Source organism: Streptomyces seoulensis, from assembly GCF_004328625.1.
Classification (GTDB): domain Bacteria; phylum Actinomycetota; class Actinomycetes; order Streptomycetales; family Streptomycetaceae; genus Streptomyces; species Streptomyces seoulensis.
Genome location: NZ_CP032229.1, coordinates 1,157,550 through 1,180,594 on the forward strand (window position 1 = coordinate 1,157,550; position 23,045 = coordinate 1,180,594).

Genomic DNA, 23,045 nt, shown 5'->3' on the forward strand with positions numbered 1-23,045 from the left:
CGGCCGCTCCGTATACCCGTCCGTCAAGCAAGTCGGATTCGAGGACGGACGGCATGACTCTCTTCGCCAGAAGCGGCACGGCACGCAAGGGCCTGGTCCCGCTCATCTGCGGCGCGCTGGCCGCCGGTGGGCTCGCGGCCGCCGGTGTCGCCACGCTGGAGCCGGGGGCGGCCTCCGCCTCCTCCCACCGGGAGGCCCCGCTGATCTCGGGCACCCCGCAGTACGACAACACCGATCTGTACGCGTTCGTCAGCCCCGACAAGCCGGACACGACGACGATCGTGGCCGACTGGATACCGTTCGAGGAACCGGCGGGCGGCCCCAACTTCTACACCTTCGCCGACGACGCGCAGTACGACCTGCACATAGACAGCGACGGCGACGCCCAGGACGACCTGCTCTTCCGCTACACCTTCAAGACGAGGACGAGGAACGGGAAGACGTTCCTGTACAACACCGGCCCGGTCACCAGCCTGGACGACCCGGACCTCAACATCACCCAGACCTACGACCTCGAACTGGTCCGCATGAAGGGCGGCCACGCGATGTCCCGGACGAAGGTGGCGGACGACGTGCCGGTGGCGCCGTCCAACGTGGGCAAGGCGTCCATGCCGGACTACGGCAAGCTGCGTTCGCAGGCGGTGTACAGGACAGCGGGCGGCGCGGCGACCTTCGCGGGACAGGCGGACGACCCGTTCTTCCTGGACCTGCGCGTCTTCGACCTGCTGTACGGCGGCAACCTCAGCGAGGTCGGCCGGGACACCCTCAAGGGCTACAACGTCAACACGATCGCCCTCCAGGTCCCCAACGACCTGATCCGGCAGTCGGCCGGCCAGCCGGTCGTCGGCATCTGGTCCACCACCCAGCGCCGCAACGCCCAGGGCTACTACAGCCAGGTCTCCCGCCTCGGCAACCCGCTGGTCAACGAGGTGGTCAACCCGCAGGCGGACAAGGACCGCTTCAACGCCTCGCAGCCCTCGCACGACGCCCAGTTCCTGAAGAACGTCACCAACCCCGAGCTGCCCAAGCTCATCCAGGGCATCTACAAGATCGACGCCCCGGCCGAGCCGCGCGACGACCTGGTGGACGTCTTCCTCAAGGGCGTCAAGGGCCTCAACCAGCCCCCGAACGTGCGCCCTTCGGAGCAGCTCCGGCTGAACACCTCGATCAGGCCGACGATGCACCCCAAGCGGCTCGGCGTACTGGACGGCGACAACGCGGGCTTCCCCAACGGGCGCCGGCTCACCGACGACGTGGTCGACGAGGCCCTCCAGGTCGTCGAGGGCGAACTCCTGGGCGCCAAGAACGACTTGGGTGACGCGGTGGACGCCAACGACAAGAAGTTCGAGAAGTCCTTCCCCTACGTCGCCCAGCCCACGGCGGGTTCGCGGGGCGCGCTGGCCAAGGGCACGACCGCGGGCGCCGACGTCAAGAGCCAGCTCGGCGACGCGCTGAGCCCGGCCTCGGCGGCGGGCGGCACCAGCGACACGGTGCTGATCGCCGGCTCGGCGGCGGCGGGCGCGGCCGCAATCCTGCTGCTGGGCACGGTCGTCGGCTGGTGGCGGCGCCGGATGCGCCGCGCCTACTGAACCACCCCTTGAGCGACCGGCACGGCCCGTACCCCTTCCCCCACGGCGGGCCGCGCCGGTCTTTCCCCACCACCACCAGGCGAACCAGGAGAGGGCGATGGGCCCGCGTACGAGTAGTGACGAGCAGACCGGCGGCACGCCGGACGGTCGTGTTCAGGGGCGCCGACGGACGGCGTGGCGGGTGGCTTCCGCGACCCTGCTGGCCGTCGCACTGACCGGCGGCGCGGTCGCCTTCGGGGCCGCGCGGGACGGCGGGCGGCCGGCTCCGGCCGCCGCCTCGGCCGCCCTGGACCCCGGCGCGCTGGCGGGCGCCGACCCGGACGCGGCCGTCGCCGCGCTCCAGACCCAGCTGAAGGCGCAGCCCAAGGACCACGACGGCTGGGCCACCCTCGGCCTCGCCTATGTGGAGCAGGCCCGCACCAAGGGCGATCCGGCCCGGTACCCGCAGGCGCAGGCGGCCCTGAAGCGCTCCCTCGCGCTCGCCCCAGGCAACGACAGGGCGGTGGCCGGACAGGCCGCCCTCGCCGCGGCCCGCCACGACTTCGCCGGCGCCCTCGCCGGCGCGGACCGCGCCCTGAAGCACAACCCCTACGACGAACGCGCCCTGTGCTCCCGCATCGACGCCCTGGTCGAACTCGGCCGGTACGCCGAGGCGGCCCGCGCCGCCGACACCGCCGACGCCCGCAGGCCCGGCATCCCCGTCTTCACCCGGTACGCCTACGTGCACGAGCTGCGCGGCGACGTCACCACGGCCCGGCGCGTCCTCCAGCAGGCGCTCACCGGCGCGACCTCCCCCGGCGACATCGCCTACGTGGCCGCCCAGCTCGGCCAACTCGCATGGAACCAGGGCGACTACAAGAGAGCGCTCACCCAGTACGCCCGCGCCCTGGCCGCCGACGACACCTACCTCCCCGCGCTGGAGGGCCGGGCCCGCGCCCGGGCGGCGAGCGGACAGCAGGCCGCCGCGATCAAGGGACTTGAGGCGGTCGTCGCCCGCGCCCCGCTGCCCACCTCGCTGGTGGCGCTCGGGGAGCTGTACGAGGCGCGCGGCGGTGCCGGTGACCGGGAGAGGGCGCGCGAGCAGTACACGCTGGTCCAGGCGTGGATCGCGCTGGCCCGCGCCAACGGGGTCGACGCCGACCTCGACACCGCGCTGGCCGCCGCCGACCACGGCGACAAGGCGGCCGCCCTGCGCGCCGCCCGCGCCGAGTGGGCCCGCCGGCACACCGTCCACACGGCGGACGCCCTCGCCTGGGCGCTGCACGTCAACGGCCACGACACGGAGGCCCTCGCGCACGCCCGGGAGGCCACCGCCACCGGCTACCGCAACGCGTCCTTCCTCTACCACCGGGGCGTCGTCGAACTCGCCACCGGCCACGCGAAGGAGGGCCGCGCCTCACTGGCGGCGGCGCTGAGGCTGAACCCCGGCTTCTCCCCGCTCGGTGCCGCGGACGCCCGCAAGGCGCTGGAGGGGGCCGAGTGAGGCTCCGCCGTCCCCTCGCCGTCCTCGCGGGCGCCTGCGCCGTACTGCTCGGCTCCGCCTCGGCGGCGGACGCGCATCCCCTGGGCAACTTCACCGTCAACCGGTACGACGGCCTGGTCGCCGCTCCCGGCGCCCTCCGCGTCACCCATGTCGAGGACCTCGCGGAGATCCCGGCGACCCAGGCCAAGCCGGAGCTGGAACGGCTCGGCACCGCCCGGTGGGCCTCGTCGCGCTGTGCCGAGGCGGCGCGGGGCAGCGAGGTCACGGTGGGCGGGCGCCGGGTCGCGGTCACGGTGTCGGCCGCGCGGGCCGAGCTGCGGCCGGGGCAGGCGGGGCTGGACACCCTGCGGCTGGAGTGCGCGGAGTCGGCCCCCCTGCCCGAGGGTGCGACGGTGAGCGTCGGGTTCCGCAGCGCCGGGGTGTCCTCCGGGCCGGGGTGGCGGGAGATCACGGCACGGGGTGACCGGATGACGCTGAGCCGGTCCGACGTGCCGCGCGAGTCGGTCTCGCGTGAACTCACCACCTATCCGGCCGGCTTGCTCTCCTCCCCCGCCGACACCTCCACCGCCCGGCTCACGCTCCGGCCCGGCGGGGCGGCCCTCTCCCCGGAACGGGACGCGCCCGGCGCCTCGGTGCTGCCGCGCGGCGCCGACCGCTGGACCCAGGCGCTCAACGATCTGGTCGCCCGGCGTGACCTCACCCTCGGCTTCGCCACGCTCGCCCTGCTCATCGCGGTCGGGCTGGGCGCGGCCCACGCGCTGGCACCGGGACACGGCAAGACGCTGATGGCCGCCGCCGCTGCCGCCCGGGGCGGACGGGCCCGGCTGCGGGACGTGCTCCCGCTGGCCGCCTCGGTCACCGTCACCCACACCCTCGGGGTGGTCGCGCTGGGGCTCCTGGTGACGGCCGGCTCCGCCGCGACCCCCTCGGTGGTGGCGTGGCTGGGGGTGGCGAGCGGGGCGCTGGTGCTCGGGGCGGGGGTGAGCCTCGTACGGCGGGCTTGGCGGGGACGGGGGGTTCAGGTCGCGCACACCCGTGAACCGGTGCCGGTGCCGGCCGCCGGGGTGGAGGGGCGGGCGTTGGCGCTGGTGGGCGGGGGTGATGGTGGGGAGGCACATGTGGGTGCGCACCACGGCGCGGGGCCACATGTGCCCAACCACCACCCGCACCCCCACCCCCACCCCCACACCCACCCCCACACCCACACCCACGGTGGCCACACCCACACCCACCCCACAGCCCCCACCCTCAAAGGCACCCTCCTCCTCGGCTTCGCGGGCGGCCTCGTGCCCAGCCCCTCCGCCGTGGTCGTCCTGGTGGGTGCCGCCGCCCTCGGCCAGGCATGGTTCGGCCTGCTCCTGGTCGTGGCGTACGGCGCCGGCCTCGCCCTGACCCTCACCGCCGCCGGCTTCGCCGTGGTCCGCCTCGGCTCGGTCACCGGCCGCCTCCTGGACCGGAACCCGGCCCGCCGTGCCCACCCCCTCGCCGCCCTGATCCGCCGCGCGGTCCCGCTGGCCTCCGCGCTGGCCGTGCTGGTGCTGGGCGCCGGATTGATGCTCAAGGGGGTCGCAAGCGCTCTCGGCTGAGCTAGGTTGTTCAGGATTCGCGCGACGTGCCATGGGGGGAAGCCCGTGTCAGAACAGCCGGGACGCGATCGGTTGATCGCCGGCCGTTACCGTCTGCTGTCCCCGCTGGGCGAGGGCGGCATGGGCACCGTGTGGCGCGCCCACGACGAGGTGCTCCAGCGCGAGGTGGCCGTCAAGGAGGTACGCGCCCCGGCCGGGCTGCCCGCCGGGGACGTGGAGCGGATGTACGCCCGCCTGGAGCGCGAGGCGTGGGCGGCGGCTCGGGTCGCCCACCCCAACGTGGTCACGGTGTACGACGTGGCGATGGAGGGCGGCCGCCCCTGGATCGTCATGGAGCTGGTGCGCGGCCGCTCGCTCGCCGACATCCTGGAGACCACCGGCCCGCTGTCCGTGACGGAGACCGCCCGCGTCAGCGCCGAGGTGCTGGACGCGCTGCGCGCCGCGCACGACGTCGGCGTACTGCACCGGGACGTGAAGCCGGCCAATGTGCTGCTGTCCGACGACGGCCGGGTGGTGCTGACCGACTTCGGTATCGCCTCGGTCGAGGGCAGCTCTGCGCTGACCATGGCCGGAGAGGTCATCGGCTCGCCCGAATTCCTGTCCCCGGAGCGGGCGTTGGGCCGTACCCCGGGCCCCGGGTCGGACCTGTGGTCGCTGGGCGTGCTGCTGTACGCGGCGGTGGAGGGCGGCTCCCCGTTCCGGCACGACACCCCGCTGGCCACCCTGCGCGCCGTGGTGGACGAGCCCCTGCCGCCCCCGCGCCTGGCGGGCCCGCTCACCCCGGTCATCGAGGGCCTGCTCCGCAAGGACCCCGAGGAACGGCTGCCCGCCGAGCAGGCCGCCCGTGACCTGCGGCTGATCGCGGCCGGGGGCGCGCCCACGACCCGTGTGGCCTACGTACCGCCACCCCCGCCGACCGTGCCGCTGCCGGAGGGCGAGCCCGACCCGGGGCCACCGGTGCGCGAACGCCGGGCCGGTGTCGTCCTGGTGATCGGCGTGCTCGCCCTGGTCCTGGCGCTGGCCGGGCTGACGTACACCCTGCTGCACCGGGACGACGGCGACCGGAACGAGGGCGGGAGCACGCCGAGCGCGACAGTGACGAAGACCGGTGAGCCCCGCTCCCCCACGCCGACCAGCCACGAGCCGTCGCCGTCGACCTCCAAGAGCAGCGCGCCGCCGAGCAGCAGCGAGCCCGCGCAGTCGGTACGGGTGGCGCTGAGCGGTGAGCACACGCGGTACGAGGGGAGTTGTCCGCCGCCGGAGGCCGAGTCGCCGGTGTTCACCGCGACGTTCACCGTGGGGCGGCTGCCCGCCGAGGTGCGGTACCGGTGGAAGCTGAGGCATGGCTCGTTCGAGGGCCGGGAGTGGCGCACGCTGTCCTTCCCCGAGGGCGGGGAGCGGACGCGGCAGGCGCGGGTGACCGTGCGGACGAACGACGAGGACGGCGCGTCGGAGAACGCGATCAGCGTCGAGGTGCGCGAGCCGGAGCGGGCCACGTCCGACGAGGTGCCGTTCACCGTGACGTGTGACAAGACGACGGAGACCCCGTCGGACGGGGCCTCCGCTTCATCCTCTGGCACACCGTGATATTTCGTTCGTCCGAGTGAGTCCCGCACGGCTCACATTGACGGGGTCACCCTGGTGGACGGTGGGGGGTCAGGCCGCGTTGGTGAGCACGGGGAGATAGCCGCCGGACTGTCCGGCCGCCGTCGGGTGGTACGACTCGCCGATGTTGGTCCAGTTGACGCTGTGCAGCCAGGAGTTGCTGGAGCAGATCTCATGGCCGGTGAAGGTGGTCCGGACGTCGCCGAAGACGAAGCCGTGGGCCTGGGCGCGCTTCTGGATGGCGCTGTCCATGTAGTCGGAGGCGCTGTTGATCGCGGAGCGCTTGGTCTCGGAGAGGCCGAGGCAGCTCTGGCCGAGCAGGTAGAAGCGCGGGTAGCCGATGACGACCACGCGGGCGGAGGGGGACTTGGCGCTGATCGCGTTGTACACGGCGTCGAGCTTGCCGGGCAGGGTGGAGTCGACGTAGGCGCGGGCGGTGTTGATCCGGGACAGACAGGTGCTGTCGGAGGAGATGACACAGGTGGTCATGACGTCGGCGAAGCCGGCGTCATTGCCGCCGATGGTGATGGACACCAGGCCGGTGGAGGAGTTGAGCGAGCCCAGCTGGTTCGCCAGGACGTCGTCCGTGGTGGCGCCCGAACAGGCGTTGAAGGCGAACGAGGACGGGCCGTGCGCGGCGTTCCAGAGGTAGGGGTACGCCTTGGTACTGCGGTCGCAGTCGCCGCTGGAGCTGATGTAACTGCCTGAGCCGACCCCGGAGGAGTAGGAGTCGCCGAGCGCCACATAGCCGCCGGTGGCGGCCTGCGACGATCCGGCACCGGCGAGGGTGAAGCCGGTGGCGAGGAGGAGTGAAGCCACGTATGCCGCAATTCGGGTACGTCTCATGGAACCTCCCTTTAGCAGGATCTCTGCCACAACTTTGGTACCAGCTACGCGCGTTGACGGGAAGTGTTCATGCCAAAACAATTTCGGGTCTCAACCATGATCGGCCGATTGAACTGACGCCTCGCCACATAGCACAAGCCACAGGCGGGTTCATGGACAATCCCCCGGAAGGGTCACGGAGACAGAGGTCGTCTTGACGCCCTCGGAGCGGCTGCGCCACATTGAAGCCCGGCATCCGGCGCGTCGGGGGGCAAAGTCGGCCCATGCGGTCCTCAACTGGCAACAGATCCACGGCAGATGGCTTTACAGCGGGTGAAGGTGGGCGGCGGGCAGGTCCGGGGAGGGACCTGTCGGCACTGCTCGCCGGAGCCGCGACCGGCATCGCCGCGTGCGGCGCGCTGCTCGCGCTCATCGGCTCCGGCTCACCGCTGCGCGGCCCGTGCGCGCTGTTCTTCCTGCTCGCCGCACCCGCCCTGGCCATCGCCGTGGCACTGCGCGGTCTCGACCCCTTCGGCCGGCTGATCGCCGCGCTCGCGGGGGCGGTGGCGCTCGACATGCTGGTCGCCCAGGCCATGTTGACCGTGCACCGCTGGTCGGTGACCGGCGGGATCGTCGCCGTGACCGCACTCAGCCTGCTGATCCTTGCGGCCGGCCGGGTACGGCAGCGACCGGGCGCACGGGAGGGGAGCAAAACAGGCCAAAGTTTCGTAACGGCCAAACCAACTGATTCGTGAGACCACGTCCAGGTCTTGCGATTCTGCTTCTATCGTCAATACCGTCGTACATCTCACCCGCATCGGTCCGTCGCCCACGGTTCAGGGGAGGGCTCGGAGCCGTGACGCACCGGGGTGAGGCGCGGTAGGGGGGTGCCGCGCTCGGTGACCGCACCAGGTGACCGGGCCGTGCCGCGCGACCGGAGGTCCTTGCACGCTCGGGGGCCCGGTCAGCTTTGCCAGCTCGTCCTTTTCCGGCCCGGAGCGCGATTCGCCGTGCCGCGGGCCAGGACGAGAACCCCCCTTTCGAACCGGACACACAGCCGGGCCGCCCGAGGGGCGGGCGGTCCACCGGACGAGAGGGACCACAGTCATGAGTTCTGTTCTGCGCACGCCGGGTCCGGACCGCGAACCGCTGCTCGCGGCCCACTACCGGCCCATCTCCTCGCACCTGGCGATCACTCCGCCGGTGAGCGTGGTGATCCCCGCCATGAACGAGGCGGAGAACCTGCCGTACGTGTTCAAGACACTGCCGGACTGGATTCACGAGGTGGTCCTGGTCGACGGCGACTCCATCGACGACACCGTGGACGTGGCCCGTTCGCTGTGGCCGGACGTGAAGGTGGTCGCCCAGCGCGGCAAGGGCAAGGGGGACGCCCTGATCAGCGGGTTCGAGGCGGCTTCCGGCGACATCATCGTGATGGTCGACGCGGACGGCTCGGCCGACGGCAACGAGATCGTCTCCTACGTCTCCGCGCTGGTCTCCGGCGCCGACTTCGCCAAGGGCTCCCGGTTCGCCAACGGTGGCGGCACCGACGACATGACCCTGATCCGCAAGCTGGGCAACTGGGCGCTGTGCACGGTCGTCAACCGCAAGTTCGGCGCCCGCTACACCGACCTGTGCTACGGCTACAACGCCTTCTGGCGGCACTGCCTGGACAAGATCGACCTGGACTGCACCGGCTTCGAGGTCGAGACGCTGATGAACATCAGAGTGGTCAAGGCCGGGCTGAAGGTGCAGGAGATCCCCAGCCACGAGTACCTCCGTATCCACGGCACCAGCAATCTACGGGCGGTGCGGGACGGGCTGCGGGTGCTCAGAGTGATCCTCCAGGAGCGTTCCAACCGCCGTGCGCTGCGCCGGGGACGCCGCTCGCCGCTGGCCGACTCCCGGCGGGGAGCGGCGTCTTGACCGCTCCGGCCATCTCCGTCGTGATCTGCGTGTACACCGAGGACCGCTGGGCGGACATCCTCGCGGCGGTCGCCTCGGTGCGCGCCCAGTCCCGCCCGGCGCTGGAGACCCTGCTGGTGGTGGACCACAACACCGCCCTGCTGGACCGGCTGGCCGCCGAGTACAAGGAGGCGGACGCCCCGGTCCGGGTGCTCGCCAACGCCGGTCCGCGCGGCCTGTCGGCGGGGCGCAACACCGGGGTCGCCGTGTCGAAGGGGGAGGTCATCGCGTTCCTCGACGACGACGCGGTGGCCGAGCGGGACTGGCTGCGCCGCTTCGCCGAGGGGTACGCCGACCCGCGCGTGCTGGCGGTCGGCGGCCGGACCGAGCCGGTGTGGGCGTCGGGCCGGCGGCCGGTGTGGTTCCCGGAGGAATTCGACTGGGTGGTGGGCTGCACCTACCGGGGTCAGCCGCCCGGCCGGGCCCGGGTGCGCAACGTGCTGGGTGGCAACGCCTCCTTCCGGCGTACCGCGTTCGAGGTGGCGGGGGGTTTCGCCACCGGGATCGGCCGGGACGGCGACCGGCGTCCGCTGGGCTGCGAGGAGACGGAGCTGTGCATCCGGATCAGCCGGGCCCGGCCGGACGCCGTGCTGCTCATCGACGACCGCGCGGTGATCCACCACCGGGTGCCCGAGGTCCGCGAGCGCTTCGCCTACTTCCGCACCCGGACGTACGCCGAGGGCCTGTCCAAGGCGCTGGTGTCCCGGAGCGTGGGCGCGGCGAAGGGGCTGGAGTCCGAACGGCGGTACACCACAAGGGTGTTGCCCGCCGGAATCGCACGCGGGCTGCGGGACGCGGTACTGGCCCGGCCGGGCGGCGCGGGGCGGGCCGGGGCGATCGTGGCGGGCCTGCTCGGCGCGGCCGGCGGTTACCTGGTGGGCAGCGTACGGGCCCGGCGCGGCGGCACCCGGTTCGCGGTGCCACCGGCGGAGGTGGGCGGATGACCGGGACGGCGGTACCGATCCTGATGTACCACGCGGTGGCGGCCGCGCCCAACGACGCGACCCGCGCGCTGTCGGTCGCGCCGGAGGCGTTCGCGGAGCAGATGGCGCTCATCGGCGACCTGGGCCTGACCCCGCTCACCACCGCCGCGCTCGCGGCGCACTGGCGCCACCGGCGTCCGCTGCCTGCCCGGCCGGTACTGATCACCTTCGACGACGGCTACGAGGGCGTCCACCGTCACGCCCTGCCGGTGCTCGCCGAGCACGGCTTCCCGGCCACCCTGTTCGCCTCCACCGGCTGGCTCCGGGGACCGTACGACACCGGGGGCGGCCTGGACGCCATGCTCGACTGGGACCAGCTGCGCGAACTCGCCGACAGCGGCGTGGAGATCGGCGGCCACACCCACAGCCATCCGCAGCTCGACCAGCTGGACGACGCCGCGATCGCCGCCGAGCTGGAGCACAGCACCGCCATCCTCACCGACGAACTGGGCGCCCGCCCGCTGTCGTTCGCCTACCCCTACGGTTACTCCAGCCGCCGTGTCCGCGAGGCGGTGCGGTCGGCGGGGTACACCCAGGCGCTGGCGGTGGGCAACGCGCTGGCCCGGCGCCGGCAGGGCCCGTACGCGCTGCGCCGGGTCACCGTACGGCGCGCTACCGGGGTGGCCGAGTTCGAGCGGCTGCTCCAAGGACGTTCCATCGCACGGGACTTCGCCAAGGACCGTGCGCTCACCAAGGGATACGCACTCGTGCGAAGAGCACGCCAGGTCTGCCGGAAGGCCATCCGCTCCCGTGTCTGACACGACCACCGCCCAAGAGGCCGCCCCGGCCGTCGCCGCGCCGGGGCGCCGCCCGCGACTGCCCGTACTGGGCCGCGCGTTCGGCGGCAATCCGCTGTTCCGCAATGCCTACGCGCTGATGCTGAACACCGGCATCTCCGCCGTCCTCGGTCTCGGCTTCTGGCTGGCGGCGGCACGCTACTACTCGGAGTCGGCGGTCGGGCAGGGCTCGGCCGCCATCGCCGCGATGAAGCTCCTCGCGGGGCTGACCGCGGTGACCCTGACCGGCGCCCTGGCCCGTTTCATCCCGGTCGCCGGACGCGCCACGGCGCGGCTCATCTTCCGCACGTATGCCGGAAGTTCGGTGGCGGTGGCGGTGGCGGCGGGGGTGTTCCTGCTGACGCTGGACGTGTGGGGGCCGTCGTACCGGTTCCTGCACGGGCCGGTGGGCGGGCTCGGGTTCGTCGCGGCGGTCGTCGCGTGGAACGTGCTCACGCTGCAGGACGGGGTGCTGACCGGGCTGCGCAGCGCGCCGTGGGTGCCGGTGGGCAACACCGTGTTCTCGGCGGTGAAGCTGGGGCTGCTGGTGGCGTTCGCGGTGGCGATCCCGGCCGCCGGGGTGTTCGTCTCCTGGGGCGCGGCCATCGCCACCTCCGTACTCCCGCTGGGCTGGCTGGTGTTCCGGCGGCTGGTGCCCCGGCACACGGCGGCGACCGAGGGGCGGGCGCATCCGCCGACGCTGCGGGAGATCGGCCGGTTCCTGGCCGGCGACTACACCGGCTCGCTGTTCTCGCTCGGGGTGGTCTACCTCGTCCCGGTGATCATCGCGTCGAAGGTCAGCGCCGAGGACAACGCGTACTTCTACATCACCGCCACCATCGGCGGCACCACCAACCTGCTCGCCATCAACATGGGTGCCTCGCTCACCGTGGAGGGCTCGCACGACCCGGCGCGGCTGGCCGCCAACACCCGGGCGGCACTGAAGCGGATGACCCGGATCATGCTGCCGGTCGCGGGCGTCCTCTTCATCGGCGCCCCGTGGATTCTCGGCGTGTTCGGCGCGGGGTACGCGGAGGCGGCGACCCCGCTGCTGCGCTGGTTCGCGGTCGGCGCGGTGCTGCGCGTGGTGATGGAGACGTATTTCGCGGTGCTCCGGGCGCAGAGCCGGACCGCCGGACTCGCCTGGCTCCAGGGGCTGTTGTGCGTACTGGTGCTCGGCCTGACGCTGCTGCTCCTGCCCCGGATGGGGCTGACCGGGGCGGGCGTCGCGGAGATCTCCAGCCTGGCGGTGATCGTGGCCGTCGCCGCGCCGCGCCTGTGGCAGGTGATCCGGCCCGGACCGGTGACCCCGGCCCCGGACGGCGATCTGGCCGACCTGGGCCCGCGCGAGGCGGCCCGGCCGGCGCCGTCCTGGGTCAAGGGGGCCGAGCCGGTGCCCTTGCAGGTGGCCCCGCCGGAAGCGCCACCGGCGGCTGCCCCGCCGGAAGTGGAAAATCCTTCGGCTGCTCCACCGAAAGAGGCGAAGCGGACCCCCGCCGAGCCGCCTCCACCCCGGCCCCGCCGCGCCCCCACCCGCACCGGCCTGGTCCTCGGCTGCCTCCTCCTCTCCGCGCTGCTCCTCTACTGGGTCCCCGCGCTGCGCCTGACCGACGCCGACCTGGACCGGATGGGCGGCCTCGGCCTGATCTCGGTGCTGCCGCTGACGACGCTGGCCGGTGCCGCGCTGCTGGTCACGGTGTTCGCCGCGCTGCTCAGGCTGCGCCGGGAGCACCGGGCGCTGCTGCTGCTCACCCTGGTGGCGACGGTGTTCTCGCTGCACGCGCTGCCCGCCGTGCTCGAGAGCGCGCCCCGGTTCCCCACGGCCTGGCAGCACCTGGGCTTCCTGGACTACATCGACCGCACCGGCTCGACCGTGCCCGACCTGGACGCCCGCTGGAGCTGGCCGGGCTTCTTCGCCCTCACCGCGTTCGCCGCCCAGGCGTGCGGGGTGTCGGACTTCACCGAGGTGATCCGCTGGTGGCCGACGGCGATCCAACTCGCCTACCTGGCCCCGATGTTCCTGCTCGCCCGGTCGCTCCGGGCGAGCTGGCGGGCCCGGTGGGCCGGGGTGTGGCTGTTCGCGCTGAGCGGCTGGGTCGGGCAGGACTACTTCTCCCCGCAGGGCTTCACCTTCCTGCTGTACCTCGTGTTCGTGGCGATCCTGCTGGTGTGGTTCCGGGCCCCGCACATGATCTGGTCCCGGTCCCGGCCCGGCGAGGCCGAGGTGGAGCCCACCGACCGGCGCCAACGGGCCGTGCTGTTGCTGGTGTTGATCGCCCTGTTCCTGGCCTGCGTCCCGGCCCACCAGCTCACCCCGTTCGTGATGCTCGGCGTGCTCGCGGCCCTGGTGCTGCTGCGCCGCTGCGAACTGCGGGGGCTGCCAATGCTGTTCGCGGTGGTGGTGGCGATGTGGGTCGGCTTCATGGCGGAGCCGTACTGGTCGGGGCACTTCGACGAGCTGTTCGGCGGGCTCGGCGGGGTCGGCGGGAATGTGTCGACCTCGGTCTCCGGCCGTATCGAGGGCGGGAGTTCGACCCACAAGCTGGTGCTGTACACCCGGGTGCTGCTGGCCGGTTCGGTACTGGCGCTGGCCTGCTGGGGCTGGTGGCGGCGGCGCTCGCACGGCTACCGCGAACGCTCGCTGCTGGTCCTGGCGTTCGTGCCGTTCCTGGGCTTCGGCATGCAGTCGTACGGTGGCGAGATGGCGCTGCGCGTCTTCATGTTCGCGCTGCCGGGCGCCGCTCTGCTGGGTGCGCTCGCGCTGTTCCCGCGTACCGGCGCGCGGGAGCGGATCCGGGTGAACCTGGCCGCGCCGGCCGCGCTGCTGGCGGGGCTGCTGCTGATCGGCGGCTTCCTGGTGGCCCGTTGGGGCAACGAGCCGTTCGAGCGGACCCGGCCCGGCGAGGTCTCCGCGATGAACTGGGTGTACGCCCATGACGAGCCGACGGTACGACTGCTGTGGCTGAGCACCGACACGGTCAACGACGTGACTCCGGCGCTGGCCTGGGGCGCGCGGGACATGGAGCGGGTGACCTATGTGCCGACCCTCGCACCTCCCGACCCGGTGCTGGTGTCCGGGCTGGTGAAGGCGCTGAAGGACGCGGGCCCGAACTCGTATCTCATCGTCAACGAGAGCCAGGTGCGCTATCTGGAGCTGGACGCGGGTTATCCGGCGTCCTGGGAGTCCCGGCTGACCCGCACGCTGGACGACCGTGCCGAGCTGGCAAAGGTGCTGGTGAACAGGGACGCGACGGTGTACGCGCTGCGCGGGGGCGGGTCGGCGGCGGTGCCCGAGCCGGACCCGGGTCCGATCGGGCCGCAGGTCACCTGGACGCCGTGGTCGGTGGTGGGCGCTCTGGCCGCCGGGGTGCTGATCCTGCTGCTGGCCGGGCGGGAGGTGCTCCGGGTGGCGGGCCGGCCGAGCGTGTGGCGGCTGCGGCGGTCGCAGAGCGCGTTCTGGTTCGCGCTGCCGCTGCTGGCGGTGGTGCTGGCCTCACTGGTGCAGCGGTTCCTCACGCTGAGCTGATGGGGGGGTGAAGTGGCTCAGCGGTCCAGCCACTTCACCTCGTAGCCGCGCAGCTCGAACCGCTTGCCGTCGACGCGGGCGCTGACCGGGCGGTCCAGGGTGTTCACCACGAGGACGGTGTCCCGGCTCGCCAGGACGCGGAGGTTGGGGCGGTCGTCGGCGGCGACGGACACCGTCTCGTACCGGGTGCCGGGCGGGAACGCCCGGCCGAAGCGGGAGAGCAGGCCGTACATGGGCAGTGCGCGGCCGCCGTCGCTGTCGCCGGCCGGGGTCCACAGGCAGCCGGGGCAGTCGGCGCCGCTCTTCTTCTCCGGGTTCCAGTAGAAGCCGGAGTCGGCGCCGCCTCTGGCCATGGCGATCAGACCGGCGGCGTGAACGGCGATGCGGCGGTCCTCGGCCCAGCCCTCGCGCCGGTCCTGGGAGTCGGCGGGCTCCACGTAGTACTCGGCCCACCACAGCGGGAGGCCGTGCGTACGCCCGCGCACCCACTCCCCCACGGCGGTGAACTTGGCGGTGGCGGCGAACTCGTCGGGGAGCAGCTCGTCGTCGTTGGTGTAGCTGGAGCCGTCGACCACGACGAAGTCGGCGCCGGACTTGTGGGCGTTCCAGTAGTCGAAGGCGTCCAGCACCCGCTGGTCCATGGCGCCCCAGGGCCCGCGTACCCGGGTGGAGGCGTGGTCGGCGCGGGGGTCGACGCTGTCCATGGGCAGGTAGGGTCCGCCGACGAGGTTGGCCGGGTCGGCCTTCTTCAGCGCCGCCCGGACCAGGTTGTACAGCTTGGTGTACCCCTCGTAGTCCCAGCGGCCCTCCCCTTCGTTCCAGAACCCCTTGAACTCGTTCCAGACGACGAAGTGCCGTACGTCGGGATAGCGGCGGGCGACGGTGGCGGCGAGGTCGGCGAAGTCCTGGTAGTGCTCCGGGTCGGGCGCGCGTTCCAGCGAGCCCTGGCTCCAGTCGGTGGCACCGACACCGGCCTTGCCGCCCTTCATCCAGTCGGGCGCGCAGCACAGGGTGAGGACGGGGGTGCCGCCGGAGGCGCGGATGAAGTCGATACGGCGGTCCAGGGCGCCGAAGTCGTAGTGGCCCCTGACCGGTTCGGGGTTGTCGGCGCCCCAGCCCATCACGGCCTGGTCCTGCGGGAGTCCGCCGTCGCCCTTGAGCAGCCGGGCCACGCGGTCGCTTCCGCCGCCCTGGTCGGCGCTGTACTGGGTGTGGGTGAAGCCCCAGCCCACGTCGGGGCGGACGGGCCTCGCGGGGGCGCCGGGTGTGCCGTGCACCTTGTCGCCGTCGCGGGTGGTGCCGCTTATGTCGGCGCCGCGTCCGGGGAGGGTGTTCAGGAGGGTCACCAGCAGGGCCAGCGCGGTCACGCACACGCCGAGCAGGGCGGTGAGCCGCCACCTCCGTGCCCCCGTGTACCACCGATGACTGCCCATCAGCTCCACAGTAACGGCGGAGACCCGGCGTCGGGCGCGAGTTGGGAACACCTGCCGACAAGCGGCGGAATTGCCGTGCGCGCGGTGCGCCGGTGCCCGATCATGGCGGCATGTCTGTGAACCCGCGGAACCCGCACGACGCGCTGCCGATCCGGCTGAACGTCGACGACTCCGACTCGCCCTCCGACGTCGTCGACGCGCTGTTCCTCGGCCGTTTCGCCACGGGTGAGCAGCCGTACGCGCACGCGGCCAACATCGACCGGGTCCGCTCGGAGGCGACCCTGCTGCCGGACGGCGCCCGGGTGCTGCGGGTGGCGCGGGACGAGGACCGCAGCGCGACCCTCGCGGAGGGCGACGGCTGGACCCTGCTGGTCTCCCGCTGGAACCGGGGCGCGGACGTCACGGTGACCGCGACCACGGCGGAGCTGGCCAAGGAGGTGCTGGGCCGGGCCACCGACGGCGCGGCCGACGATCCCGCCCCGCAGCCGGACAACGTGACGATGGGTTTCTGGTACGTCTCGCCCCGGCGCGGCCCGCACCGCACCACCCGGCAGATCTCGGCCGGCACCTGGGAGGAGGTGCGGTCCAACTACACCGCGCCGGTGGCCCAGGCGATGGACCGGCTGATGAAGACGACGCCGGAGGACATCGCGGGCCGCCTCCTGCTGCTGCACGGCCCGCCGGGCACCGGCAAGACCTCCGCGCTGCGCACGCTGGCCCGGTCCTGGCGGGAGTGGTGCCAGGTGGACTGCGTACTGGACCCGGAGCGGCTCTTCTCCGACGTGGGCTATCTGATGGACATCGCGATCGGTGAGGAGGACGGCACCGGCAAGGCGCGCTGGCGGCTGCTCCTGCTGGAGGACTGCGACGAGCTGATCCGGGGCGAGGCCCGGCACACCGCGGGCCAGGCGCTGTCCCGGCTGCTGAACCTGACCGACGGGCTGCTGGGCCAGGGGCGCAACGTCCTGGTGGGGGTCACCACCAACGAGGACCTGGAGCGGCTGCACCCGGCCGTGGTCCGCCCCGGCCGCTGTCTGGCCCGGATCGAGGTGGGCCCGCTGACCCGTCCGGAGGCGGTGAGCTGGCTCGGCGACCAGGCTCCGGAGCTGAAGAGCGAGCTGGGCCGGGACGGCTCGACGCTGGCCGAGCTGTACGCGCTGCGCCGGGGCACGGCACCGACGTCGGTACCGGGCGCGCGGGAGGGCGCGGACGCGGGGCTTTACCTGTAGGCCCGGTCGGGACCTGTAGGCCGGGTCAGGCTCACGCCCGGATGTTTTCATGGACGTATGACCCTGTTCGTCGGTACGTCGGGGTGGCAGTACAAGAGCTGGCGGGGCGTGCTGTACCAGGCGGGCGTGCCGGTGCGCCGGTGGCTGGAGGAGTACGCGGAGCACTTCGCCACGGTGGAGCTGAACAACGCGTTCTACCGGCTGCCGTCCCGCGAGAACTTCGAGGCGTGGCAGGACCGGCTGCCCGAGGGGTTCGTGGTGGCGGTGAAGGCGAGCCGCTATCTGACCCACATCAAGCGGCTGCGGGACCCCGAGGAGCCGGTGCACCGGCTGATGAGCCACGCCGAGGGGCTGGGCGACGACCTGGGCCCGGTACTGCTCCAGCTCCCGCCGACCCTGCGCGCCGACCCCCCGCTGCTGGACGCCTGCCTCGCCTGCTTCCCGGCGAGGACCCGGGTGGCGGTCGAGCCGCGCCACGACTCCTGGTGGACCCCGCGGACCCGCGAAGTACTCCAGGCCCGCGAGGCCGCCCTGTGCTGGGCGGACGAGCTGGGCCGCCCGGCCGGCCCGCTGTGGCGCACCGCCGACTGGGGCTACGTCCGCTTCCACCGCGGCCGCGCCAAGCCCTGGCCCCGCTACGGCACCCAGGCCCTCCAGTCCTGGGTCGACCGCATCGCCACCACCTGGCCGGAGGGCCAGGACGTCTACGCCTACTTCAACAACGACCCCAGAGGCGCGGCGGTCAAGGACGCGGCGGAGTTCGGCAGTCTGGCCCGCCGGGCGGGGCTGGAGGTGACCCGGACCCCGGAGCCCTGGGCGCGGCGGTGAGCGCCGGTCAGTCGGTGCCGTAGGCGGCGCGCAGGGCATCCCTGACCGTGGCGAGGGCCGTGTCGTGGTCGAGGCCGAGGCGGCGGGCGCGTTCGGCGTACGTCTGGGCGGCGGTGCTGGCCTCGCGGGTGGCGGCGGGGGCGGCGATGTAGGTGCCGTTGCGGCCGCGGGTCTCGATCACCCCGTCCGCCTCCAGCGCCCGGTACGCCTTGGCGACGGTGTTCACGGCGAGGCCGAGGGACTCCGCGAGGCCGCGCACGGTGGGCAGCCGGTACCCGGTCGGGAGGGCGCCCGCCCGCGCCTGCTCGGAGATCTGCGCCCGGACCTGCTCGTACGGCGGCGCGCTGTCATCGATGTGGATCTTCAGGCTCACAGGCCGATTGTCCCGCACCGGGCGCGGACGAGGGGCGGAAAATGAGAGGCGCTCCGCCGGTCCCGCCCGTACGGTGCCTGCTCATGACCGTACTCGTGCGCGATCTGCGCCCCGACGTGCCGGCCGACACCGAGGGCTTCGCCCGGGTCCGACGGCTGGCGCTGCCCTACATCCTGTTCACCCCCGAGTCGGTACGCCATGTGCTCGTCCGGAGCCACCCGGCCGCGAGGTTCCGCTCGCTGGTCGCGGAGGAGGACGGCGAGGTGATCGGCACGGCGCAGGTGGCGCTGGCGCACGAGAGCACGGAGCCGGGGCAGGCGTACGTCAACGTCCATGTCCGCCCGGACCGCACCGGCCGGGGCGCGGGGCATCTGCTGGTCGCCACCGCCGAGGAGTACCTCGCCTCGCTGGGCGCCGCCCGGCTGTACTCCTGGGTACTGGACGAGCCGGCCAGTGTGCGGTTCGCCGAACGGCACGGCTACCGCGCAGGCCGCACCGCCCGCTTCCTCCGCCTCGACCTGGCGCACAGCGCCCTCCCGCCGTTGCCGGAGACCCCGGCCGGGGTGGATCTGCGCACGGCCGCCGACTTCGCGGCCGACCCGCGCCCACTGTTCGAGCTGGACGCCGAGACCGTGGCGGACGAGCCCGGCGAGGTCACGCTCGCCTACTCCGACTACGAGGCGTGGCTGGCGGAGACCTGGGAACACCCGCTGCTGGACCTCGACTTGACCATGGTGGCCGTGGTGGACGGCCGTCCGGCCGCCTTCAGCGTGGCCTACTCCGACGGCGCCACCCGCTACTTCACCGCCATGACCGGTACCGCCCGCGCCCACCGGGGCCGGGGCCTGGCCAAGCTCGCCAAGCTGCACTCGCTGCACCGGGCCCGCGCGGCCGGCCACACCGAGGCGTTCACCGGGAACGACGCGGGCAACGGCCCGATGATCGCCATCAACAAGTGGCTCGGCTACGAGTTCTGCGCCACGGAGGTGCGGTATGTACGCGAACTCGGCTGACACGGCACAGGAGTTGGAGGTTGTCCTCGTCAAGGCGGGCCGTACGAAAATCCGTTACCCGGCGACCCTGCTCGCGGACGACGGCACCCGCGTCTCGGTGCGCGCCCCCTGGGCGGGCGAGGGCGTACGGGACTTCGGGTTCGTGCGCTTCGAGCCGGGCGACGTGTTCACCGAGCACTACTGGCGGGACCGCTGGTACGCGGTGAAGGAGGTCCGCGCCGGGGACGGCACCCTGAAGGGCTGGTACTGCGACGTCACCCGGCCCGCCGTCCGGTCAGGCGCCGAACTGGTCGTGGAGGATCTCGACCTGGACCTGTGGGTCTCCGCCGACGGCACGGACGTACTCCGGCTGGACGAGGACGAGTTCGCCGCGAGCGGGCTGGCGGAGCGGGACCCCGGGGCGGCGGCCTTCGCCCGGTCCGCGCTGGACGAACTGGAGGCGCTGGCCCGCGCGGAGGGGCTCGCGGGCCGGCTCTGAGCCTCAGATCTCGGCCAGCACCGCGTACCGCTCGTCGGTGACGGACTTGCCCCAGAGCAGCGGGTCGTCGGACAGCGGCTCCACCCGTATCCGTCCGGCGAGCGGCGCCAGCAGGCCGGTGACCTCGTCGACGGGCATCCCGACCGGGGAGAGGCTCCCCCAGACGCCCTCGACCAGCACGAACCGGCCGCCGGGGCGCAGCAGGGTGCGCCAGTGGCGCAGCACCTCGGCGGGGCGGGGCAGCGTCCACAGCACGTGCCGGACGAGGATCACGTCGTAGCCCTCCTCCCCCACCGGCGGTACGGCCGCGTCCCCGCACAACACCCGGGCGTCGTGCCCGGCGAGCTTGGCGCGGGCGCGTTCGGCCATGGCCGGGGAGGCGTCGACCCCGGTGACCCGGTGCCCCTGCTCGGCGGCGAGCAGCGCGAGGCTGCCGGTGCCGCAGCCCAGGTCGAGCACGTCCGAGGGCGTTTCGGGCAGCCAGCCCCGCAGCCGTCCGGCCCACGCCGCCCGCACTTCGGGCGCGCGCAGGCCGTGGTCCGGTTCGTCGTCGAAGGCGGCGGCCCGGGCGTCCCAGTCCACGTCCGTCCCGGCGGTCCACTCGTTCGCGTCAGTCATACGGCAAGCGTGCCATCCAGCGGCTTGCGGTAGTGGAGCCGGTCGTAGGGGCCGTCGATGCGGCGGTCCACCAGCTCGTAGCCGTAGCGGGGGTAGATCCGCTGGTTCTCCCACATCAGGGCGTGGGTGTAGAGCCGGATCTCTCGGAGGCCGAGGGCGCGGGCGTGGGCCTCGACGAAGCGCAGCAGCCGGCGGCCGACGCCCCGGCCGTGGGCGTCGGGGTGGACGGCGATGCTGTCGAGGAGAAGGTGGTCGGGGCGGGCGCGGACGACCACGAGTCCCTCGACGGGCTCCCCTGTGAGGTAGACACACCCCTTTTTCACGTCGGCCATGTGGTCCGCCTCCATGGGCTGGGGCACCACACCGATGCGCGCGATGTAGGGACGGTAGGCGGCGTCGGTGACCGCGCGCACGGCGGGCACGTCGGCGGCCGTGGCGGCGCGGACCGGGGCTTCGGGGTGATCGTCCATGCCGGGCACGGTAGCGACCTGAGCCCAGTCTGAGCACGGCCTTAAGCGGACCATAAAGATCGCCCCAAGGGGGCCGGCGCAGGCCGATCCCCTGCCGTACGCGGCTAGTTTCTGAGCGTCCCCCCACGGGACCAGCCCCCTTCCAGCACACCCTTCCGAGGAGTTCCGATGCCCTTCGCCACGCCCTCGACCCCGCGCGGGCGGCGTCTGCCCCGGCTGCGGGCCGCCGCCACCGCGGCCGCGCTCGGCCTGGCGCCGCTGACCCTGAGCGTGCTGGCCGCCGCGCCCGCCTCCGCGCACGGTTCGATGGGCGACCCGGTCAGCCGGGTCGCGCAGTGCTTCGCGGAGGGCCCGGAGTCCCCCGAGTCGGCGGCCTGCCGGGCGGCCGTCGCGGCGGGCGGCACCCAGGCGCTGTACGACTGGAACGGCATCCGGATCGGCGACGCGGGCGGCCGCCACCAGGAGCTGATCCCCGACGGCAAGCTGTGCAGCGCGGGGAACGACGAGTTCAAGGGCCTCGACCTGGCCCGCGCCGACTGGCCGGCGACCGGGGTGCACAGTGGCGCGTACACCTTCAAGTACCGGGTGACCGCGCCGCACAAGGGCACCTTCGAGGTCTACGCGACCAAGCCCGGCTACGACCCGGCGAAGCCGCTGGCCTGGTCCGACCTGGACCTGGCCCGTCCGGTGGCGAAGTCCACGGACCCGGTCGCCACGGACGGCTTCTACACGTTCTCCGGCACGCTCCCCGACCGTACGGGCCGCCACCTGCTGTACGCGGTGTGGCAGCGCTCGGACAGCCCGGAGGCGTTCTACTCCTGCTCGGACGTCGACTTCGGCGGCACGACGGCGGCCGCCCCGGCCGGTACGGCCAAGGTGACCAAGTCCGCGAAGTCGGCCCCCGCGCCCACAACCCCCGCACCCACGGTCTCCGCCCCCTCGGAGCGTCAGATCGCGGCCGGCGCCGGCCGTTCCACGGTGGAGCACCACGGCCACGGCGACAACGACCCGAGCACCTCGGCGAAGCCGGTGACCCCCGCCACCCCCAACGCCCCTCAGCCGGAAGGCACTTCGGTCCCCCTGGCCGAGACCGGCACCCCCGCCGGCACCTCGTACGCGGCCATCGGCGGCGCCGCCGCCCTGGCCCTCGGTTCGGCCGCACTGTTCCTCTCGGTGCGCCAGCGCGCGACGGGCCGCGACCGCGCCGCACGCTGAACACCCCTGATCACGGGGCCCTGCCGGGCGGCTCAGGCCGGGCAGGGCCCCGAGTCACATCAACTGAACGCCGACGCGCAGCTGGTGGTCGTGGCGTGGGACGGGTCGAGGGCGTTGGCGACCTCGTGGTAGGCGATGCGGTCGAAGATGCCGATCGCGACGTGTTCGGAGAGGTCGAGCGGGCAGAGGTCCTGGAGGAGGACGTTGCGGACGTCGGAGCCGGTCAGGTACTGGGTGCGCCAGGGGGTGACCACCTCGTCGTACTTGGTGGCGATGACGGTGTAGTGCACCCCGGGGACGGTGTCGCCGCCCGCGTTGAGCTTGGTCATGAAGGCCGAGCCCGTGATCTGGTCGGCCAGTCCGGGCGTACTGGACTTGATGAGGTCCTCGGCGCCGGGGAAGTACGGCAGCAGGTTGGTGAGGCCGCTCAGGTCGGTGCCGTGGTTGCTGGGGGCGATCCCGACGAGCGCGTTCACCTTGGCGGCCCCGCCGAGGAACTTCAGGTAGTACCGGGGCATCATGCCGCCCTGGGAGTGGCCGACGAGGTCGGCCTTGGTGGCTCCGGTGGCGGTGAGCACCTTGTCGACGAAGGCGGAGAGCTGCTCGGCCGACTTGTCGATCGGGCCGAGGCCGTAGAAGACGGGGACGCCGGGGAGCTGCCCGTAGTCGAGGGAGAAGACGCAGTAGCCGCGCTCCTTGAGGTACGGAGCGAGCGACACCCAGTTGGTGACGGAGTTGCCGAGGGTGCCGTGGACGAGGACGACGGGCCGCGGGTGGGCGGCGGAGGGCTTGCAGGAGTAGTCGTTCCAGCCACTGCTGGGAGCGGCGTGGGCGGTGGCGGCGGGAACGGTGGCGAGCGCGGCGGCCAGAACCAGCGCGGCGAGCGGTCTGAGCGCTCGCTTCCAGGGCAGCATCGTGTGATCTCCTTGCGGCTCAAGGGAGAAGGTGCACGGCCTAACCCTGTGATCCGGATCACGGGATGCTGTTCACTCGTCAAGTTACGGACGAGTAGTGCAACTGTGAAGTTACGCGTCGGTAAAAAGTTCTCTC

At 72.9% G+C, this 23,045-nt stretch carries 20 protein-coding genes; 14 read left to right on the forward strand and 6 right to left on the reverse strand.

Features of this window, described 5'->3' with window-relative positions; all coding sequences use genetic code 11:
- Positions 1-53 precede the first annotated feature (53 nt).
- The 4 genes from D0Z67_RS05495 (at position 54) to D0Z67_RS05510 (ending at position 6,245) form a co-directional block, all read left to right on the forward strand.
- Positions 54-1,589 (forward strand): DUF4331 domain-containing protein, encoded by a 1,536-nt coding sequence (locus D0Z67_RS05495; protein ID WP_031179957.1) that lies wholly within the window; start codon positions 54-56, stop codon positions 1,587-1,589.
- Positions 1,590-1,770: 181 nt separating this feature from the next.
- A complete protein-coding gene (locus D0Z67_RS05500; protein ID WP_338058797.1) occupies positions 1,771-3,072 on the forward strand; it encodes a tetratricopeptide repeat protein in 1,302 nt (433 codons plus the stop codon).
- Positions 3,069-4,658 (forward strand): sulfite exporter TauE/SafE family protein, encoded by a 1,590-nt coding sequence (locus D0Z67_RS05505; RefSeq protein ID WP_207391734.1) that lies wholly within the window; start codon positions 3,069-3,071, stop codon positions 4,656-4,658. The genes D0Z67_RS05500 and D0Z67_RS05505 overlap by 4 nt, the downstream gene beginning before the upstream one ends.
- Before the next feature lie 72 nt (positions 4,659-4,730).
- Positions 4,731-6,245: a serine/threonine-protein kinase gene (locus D0Z67_RS05510; RefSeq protein ID WP_051888043.1), complete on the forward strand. Its 1,515-nt coding sequence runs from the start codon at positions 4,731-4,733 to the stop codon at positions 6,243-6,245.
- Between the two features lie 69 nt (positions 6,246-6,314).
- On the opposite strand, the gene D0Z67_RS05515 is transcribed toward D0Z67_RS05510, so the two are convergent.
- Positions 6,315-7,109, reverse strand: a complete 795-nt coding sequence (locus D0Z67_RS05515) for an SGNH/GDSL hydrolase family protein (protein WP_031183207.1) — start codon at positions 7,107-7,109, stop codon at positions 6,315-6,317.
- 263 nt (positions 7,110-7,372) lie between these two features.
- On the opposite strand from D0Z67_RS05515, the gene D0Z67_RS05520 reads away from it, so the two are divergent.
- From D0Z67_RS05520 to D0Z67_RS05540, 5 genes are all read left to right on the forward strand, one after another.
- Positions 7,373-7,843, forward strand: coding sequence for a hypothetical protein (locus tag D0Z67_RS05520; RefSeq protein ID WP_338058798.1), 471 nt, complete (start codon positions 7,373-7,375; stop codon positions 7,841-7,843).
- Positions 7,844-8,195: 352 nt separating this feature from the next.
- Entirely contained in the window at positions 8,196-9,014 is an 819-nt protein-coding gene (locus D0Z67_RS05525; RefSeq protein ID WP_031183209.1) for a glycosyltransferase family 2 protein, read from the forward strand.
- Positions 9,011-9,997: a glycosyltransferase family 2 protein gene (locus D0Z67_RS05530; protein WP_031183210.1), complete on the forward strand. Its 987-nt coding sequence runs from the start codon at positions 9,011-9,013 to the stop codon at positions 9,995-9,997. The genes D0Z67_RS05525 and D0Z67_RS05530 overlap by 4 nt, the downstream gene beginning before the upstream one ends.
- Positions 9,994-10,794, forward strand: coding sequence for a polysaccharide deacetylase family protein (locus D0Z67_RS05535; protein WP_031183211.1), 801 nt, complete (start codon positions 9,994-9,996; stop codon positions 10,792-10,794). Before D0Z67_RS05530 ends, D0Z67_RS05535 begins: the two co-directional genes overlap by 4 nt.
- Positions 10,787-14,338, forward strand: coding sequence for a lipopolysaccharide biosynthesis protein (locus D0Z67_RS05540; RefSeq protein WP_031183212.1), 3,552 nt, complete (start codon positions 10,787-10,789; stop codon positions 14,336-14,338). Before D0Z67_RS05535 ends, D0Z67_RS05540 begins: the two co-directional genes overlap by 8 nt.
- Before the next feature lie 17 nt (positions 14,339-14,355).
- Here D0Z67_RS05540 and D0Z67_RS05545 read toward each other — a convergent pair whose 3' ends face one another.
- Entirely contained in the window at positions 14,356-15,771 is a 1,416-nt protein-coding gene (locus D0Z67_RS05545; protein ID WP_031183213.1) for a GH39 family glycosyl hydrolase, read from the reverse strand.
- A 110-nt stretch (positions 15,772-15,881) separates the two neighbouring features.
- On the opposite strand from D0Z67_RS05545, the gene D0Z67_RS05550 reads away from it, so the two are divergent.
- On the forward strand, positions 15,882-17,000 hold the full coding sequence (locus D0Z67_RS05550; RefSeq protein WP_031183214.1) for a DUF5925 domain-containing protein: 1,119 nt from the start codon (positions 15,882-15,884) through the stop codon (positions 16,998-17,000).
- A gap of 57 nt (positions 17,001-17,057) precedes the next feature.
- On the forward strand, positions 17,058-17,828 hold the full coding sequence (locus D0Z67_RS05555) for a DUF72 domain-containing protein (protein ID WP_031183215.1): 771 nt from the start codon (positions 17,058-17,060) through the stop codon (positions 17,826-17,828).
- Positions 17,829-17,835: 7 nt separating this feature from the next.
- Here the strand turns inward: D0Z67_RS05555 and D0Z67_RS05560 are convergent, their stop codons facing one another.
- Entirely contained in the window at positions 17,836-18,201 is a 366-nt protein-coding gene (locus tag D0Z67_RS05560; protein ID WP_031183216.1) for a GntR family transcriptional regulator, read from the reverse strand.
- Positions 18,202-18,284: 83 nt separating this feature from the next.
- On the opposite strand from D0Z67_RS05560, the gene D0Z67_RS05565 reads away from it, so the two are divergent.
- Positions 18,285-19,214: a GNAT family N-acetyltransferase gene (locus D0Z67_RS05565; RefSeq protein ID WP_031183217.1), complete on the forward strand. Its 930-nt coding sequence runs from the start codon at positions 18,285-18,287 to the stop codon at positions 19,212-19,214.
- Positions 19,195-19,692 carry a ribonuclease FAU-1 family protein gene (locus tag D0Z67_RS05570; protein ID WP_031183218.1) on the forward strand — a complete coding sequence of 166 codons (498 nt, stop codon included), beginning with the start codon at positions 19,195-19,197 and terminating at the stop codon, positions 19,690-19,692. Before D0Z67_RS05565 ends, D0Z67_RS05570 begins: the two co-directional genes overlap by 20 nt.
- A 3-nt stretch (positions 19,693-19,695) precedes the next feature.
- Here the strand turns inward: D0Z67_RS05570 and D0Z67_RS05575 are convergent, their stop codons facing one another.
- Positions 19,696-20,310 carry a class I SAM-dependent methyltransferase gene (locus tag D0Z67_RS05575; RefSeq protein WP_031183219.1) on the reverse strand — a complete coding sequence of 205 codons (615 nt, stop codon included), beginning with the start codon at positions 20,308-20,310 and terminating at the stop codon, positions 19,696-19,698.
- Positions 20,307-20,780 carry a GNAT family N-acetyltransferase gene (locus tag D0Z67_RS05580; protein ID WP_031183220.1) on the reverse strand — a complete coding sequence of 158 codons (474 nt, stop codon included), beginning with the start codon at positions 20,778-20,780 and terminating at the stop codon, positions 20,307-20,309. The genes D0Z67_RS05575 and D0Z67_RS05580 overlap by 4 nt, the downstream gene beginning before the upstream one ends.
- A 207-nt stretch (positions 20,781-20,987) precedes the next feature.
- Between D0Z67_RS05580 and D0Z67_RS05585 the strand changes: the two genes are divergently transcribed.
- A complete protein-coding gene (locus D0Z67_RS05585) occupies positions 20,988-21,995 on the forward strand; it encodes a lytic polysaccharide monooxygenase (RefSeq protein WP_037775883.1) in 1,008 nt (335 codons plus the stop codon).
- Positions 21,996-22,054: 59 nt separating this feature from the next.
- On the opposite strand, the gene D0Z67_RS05590 is transcribed toward D0Z67_RS05585, so the two are convergent.
- On the reverse strand, positions 22,055-22,909 hold the full coding sequence (locus D0Z67_RS05590; protein WP_031183222.1) for an esterase/lipase family protein: 855 nt from the start codon (positions 22,907-22,909) through the stop codon (positions 22,055-22,057).
- Between the last annotated feature and the right edge of the window lie 136 nt (positions 22,910-23,045).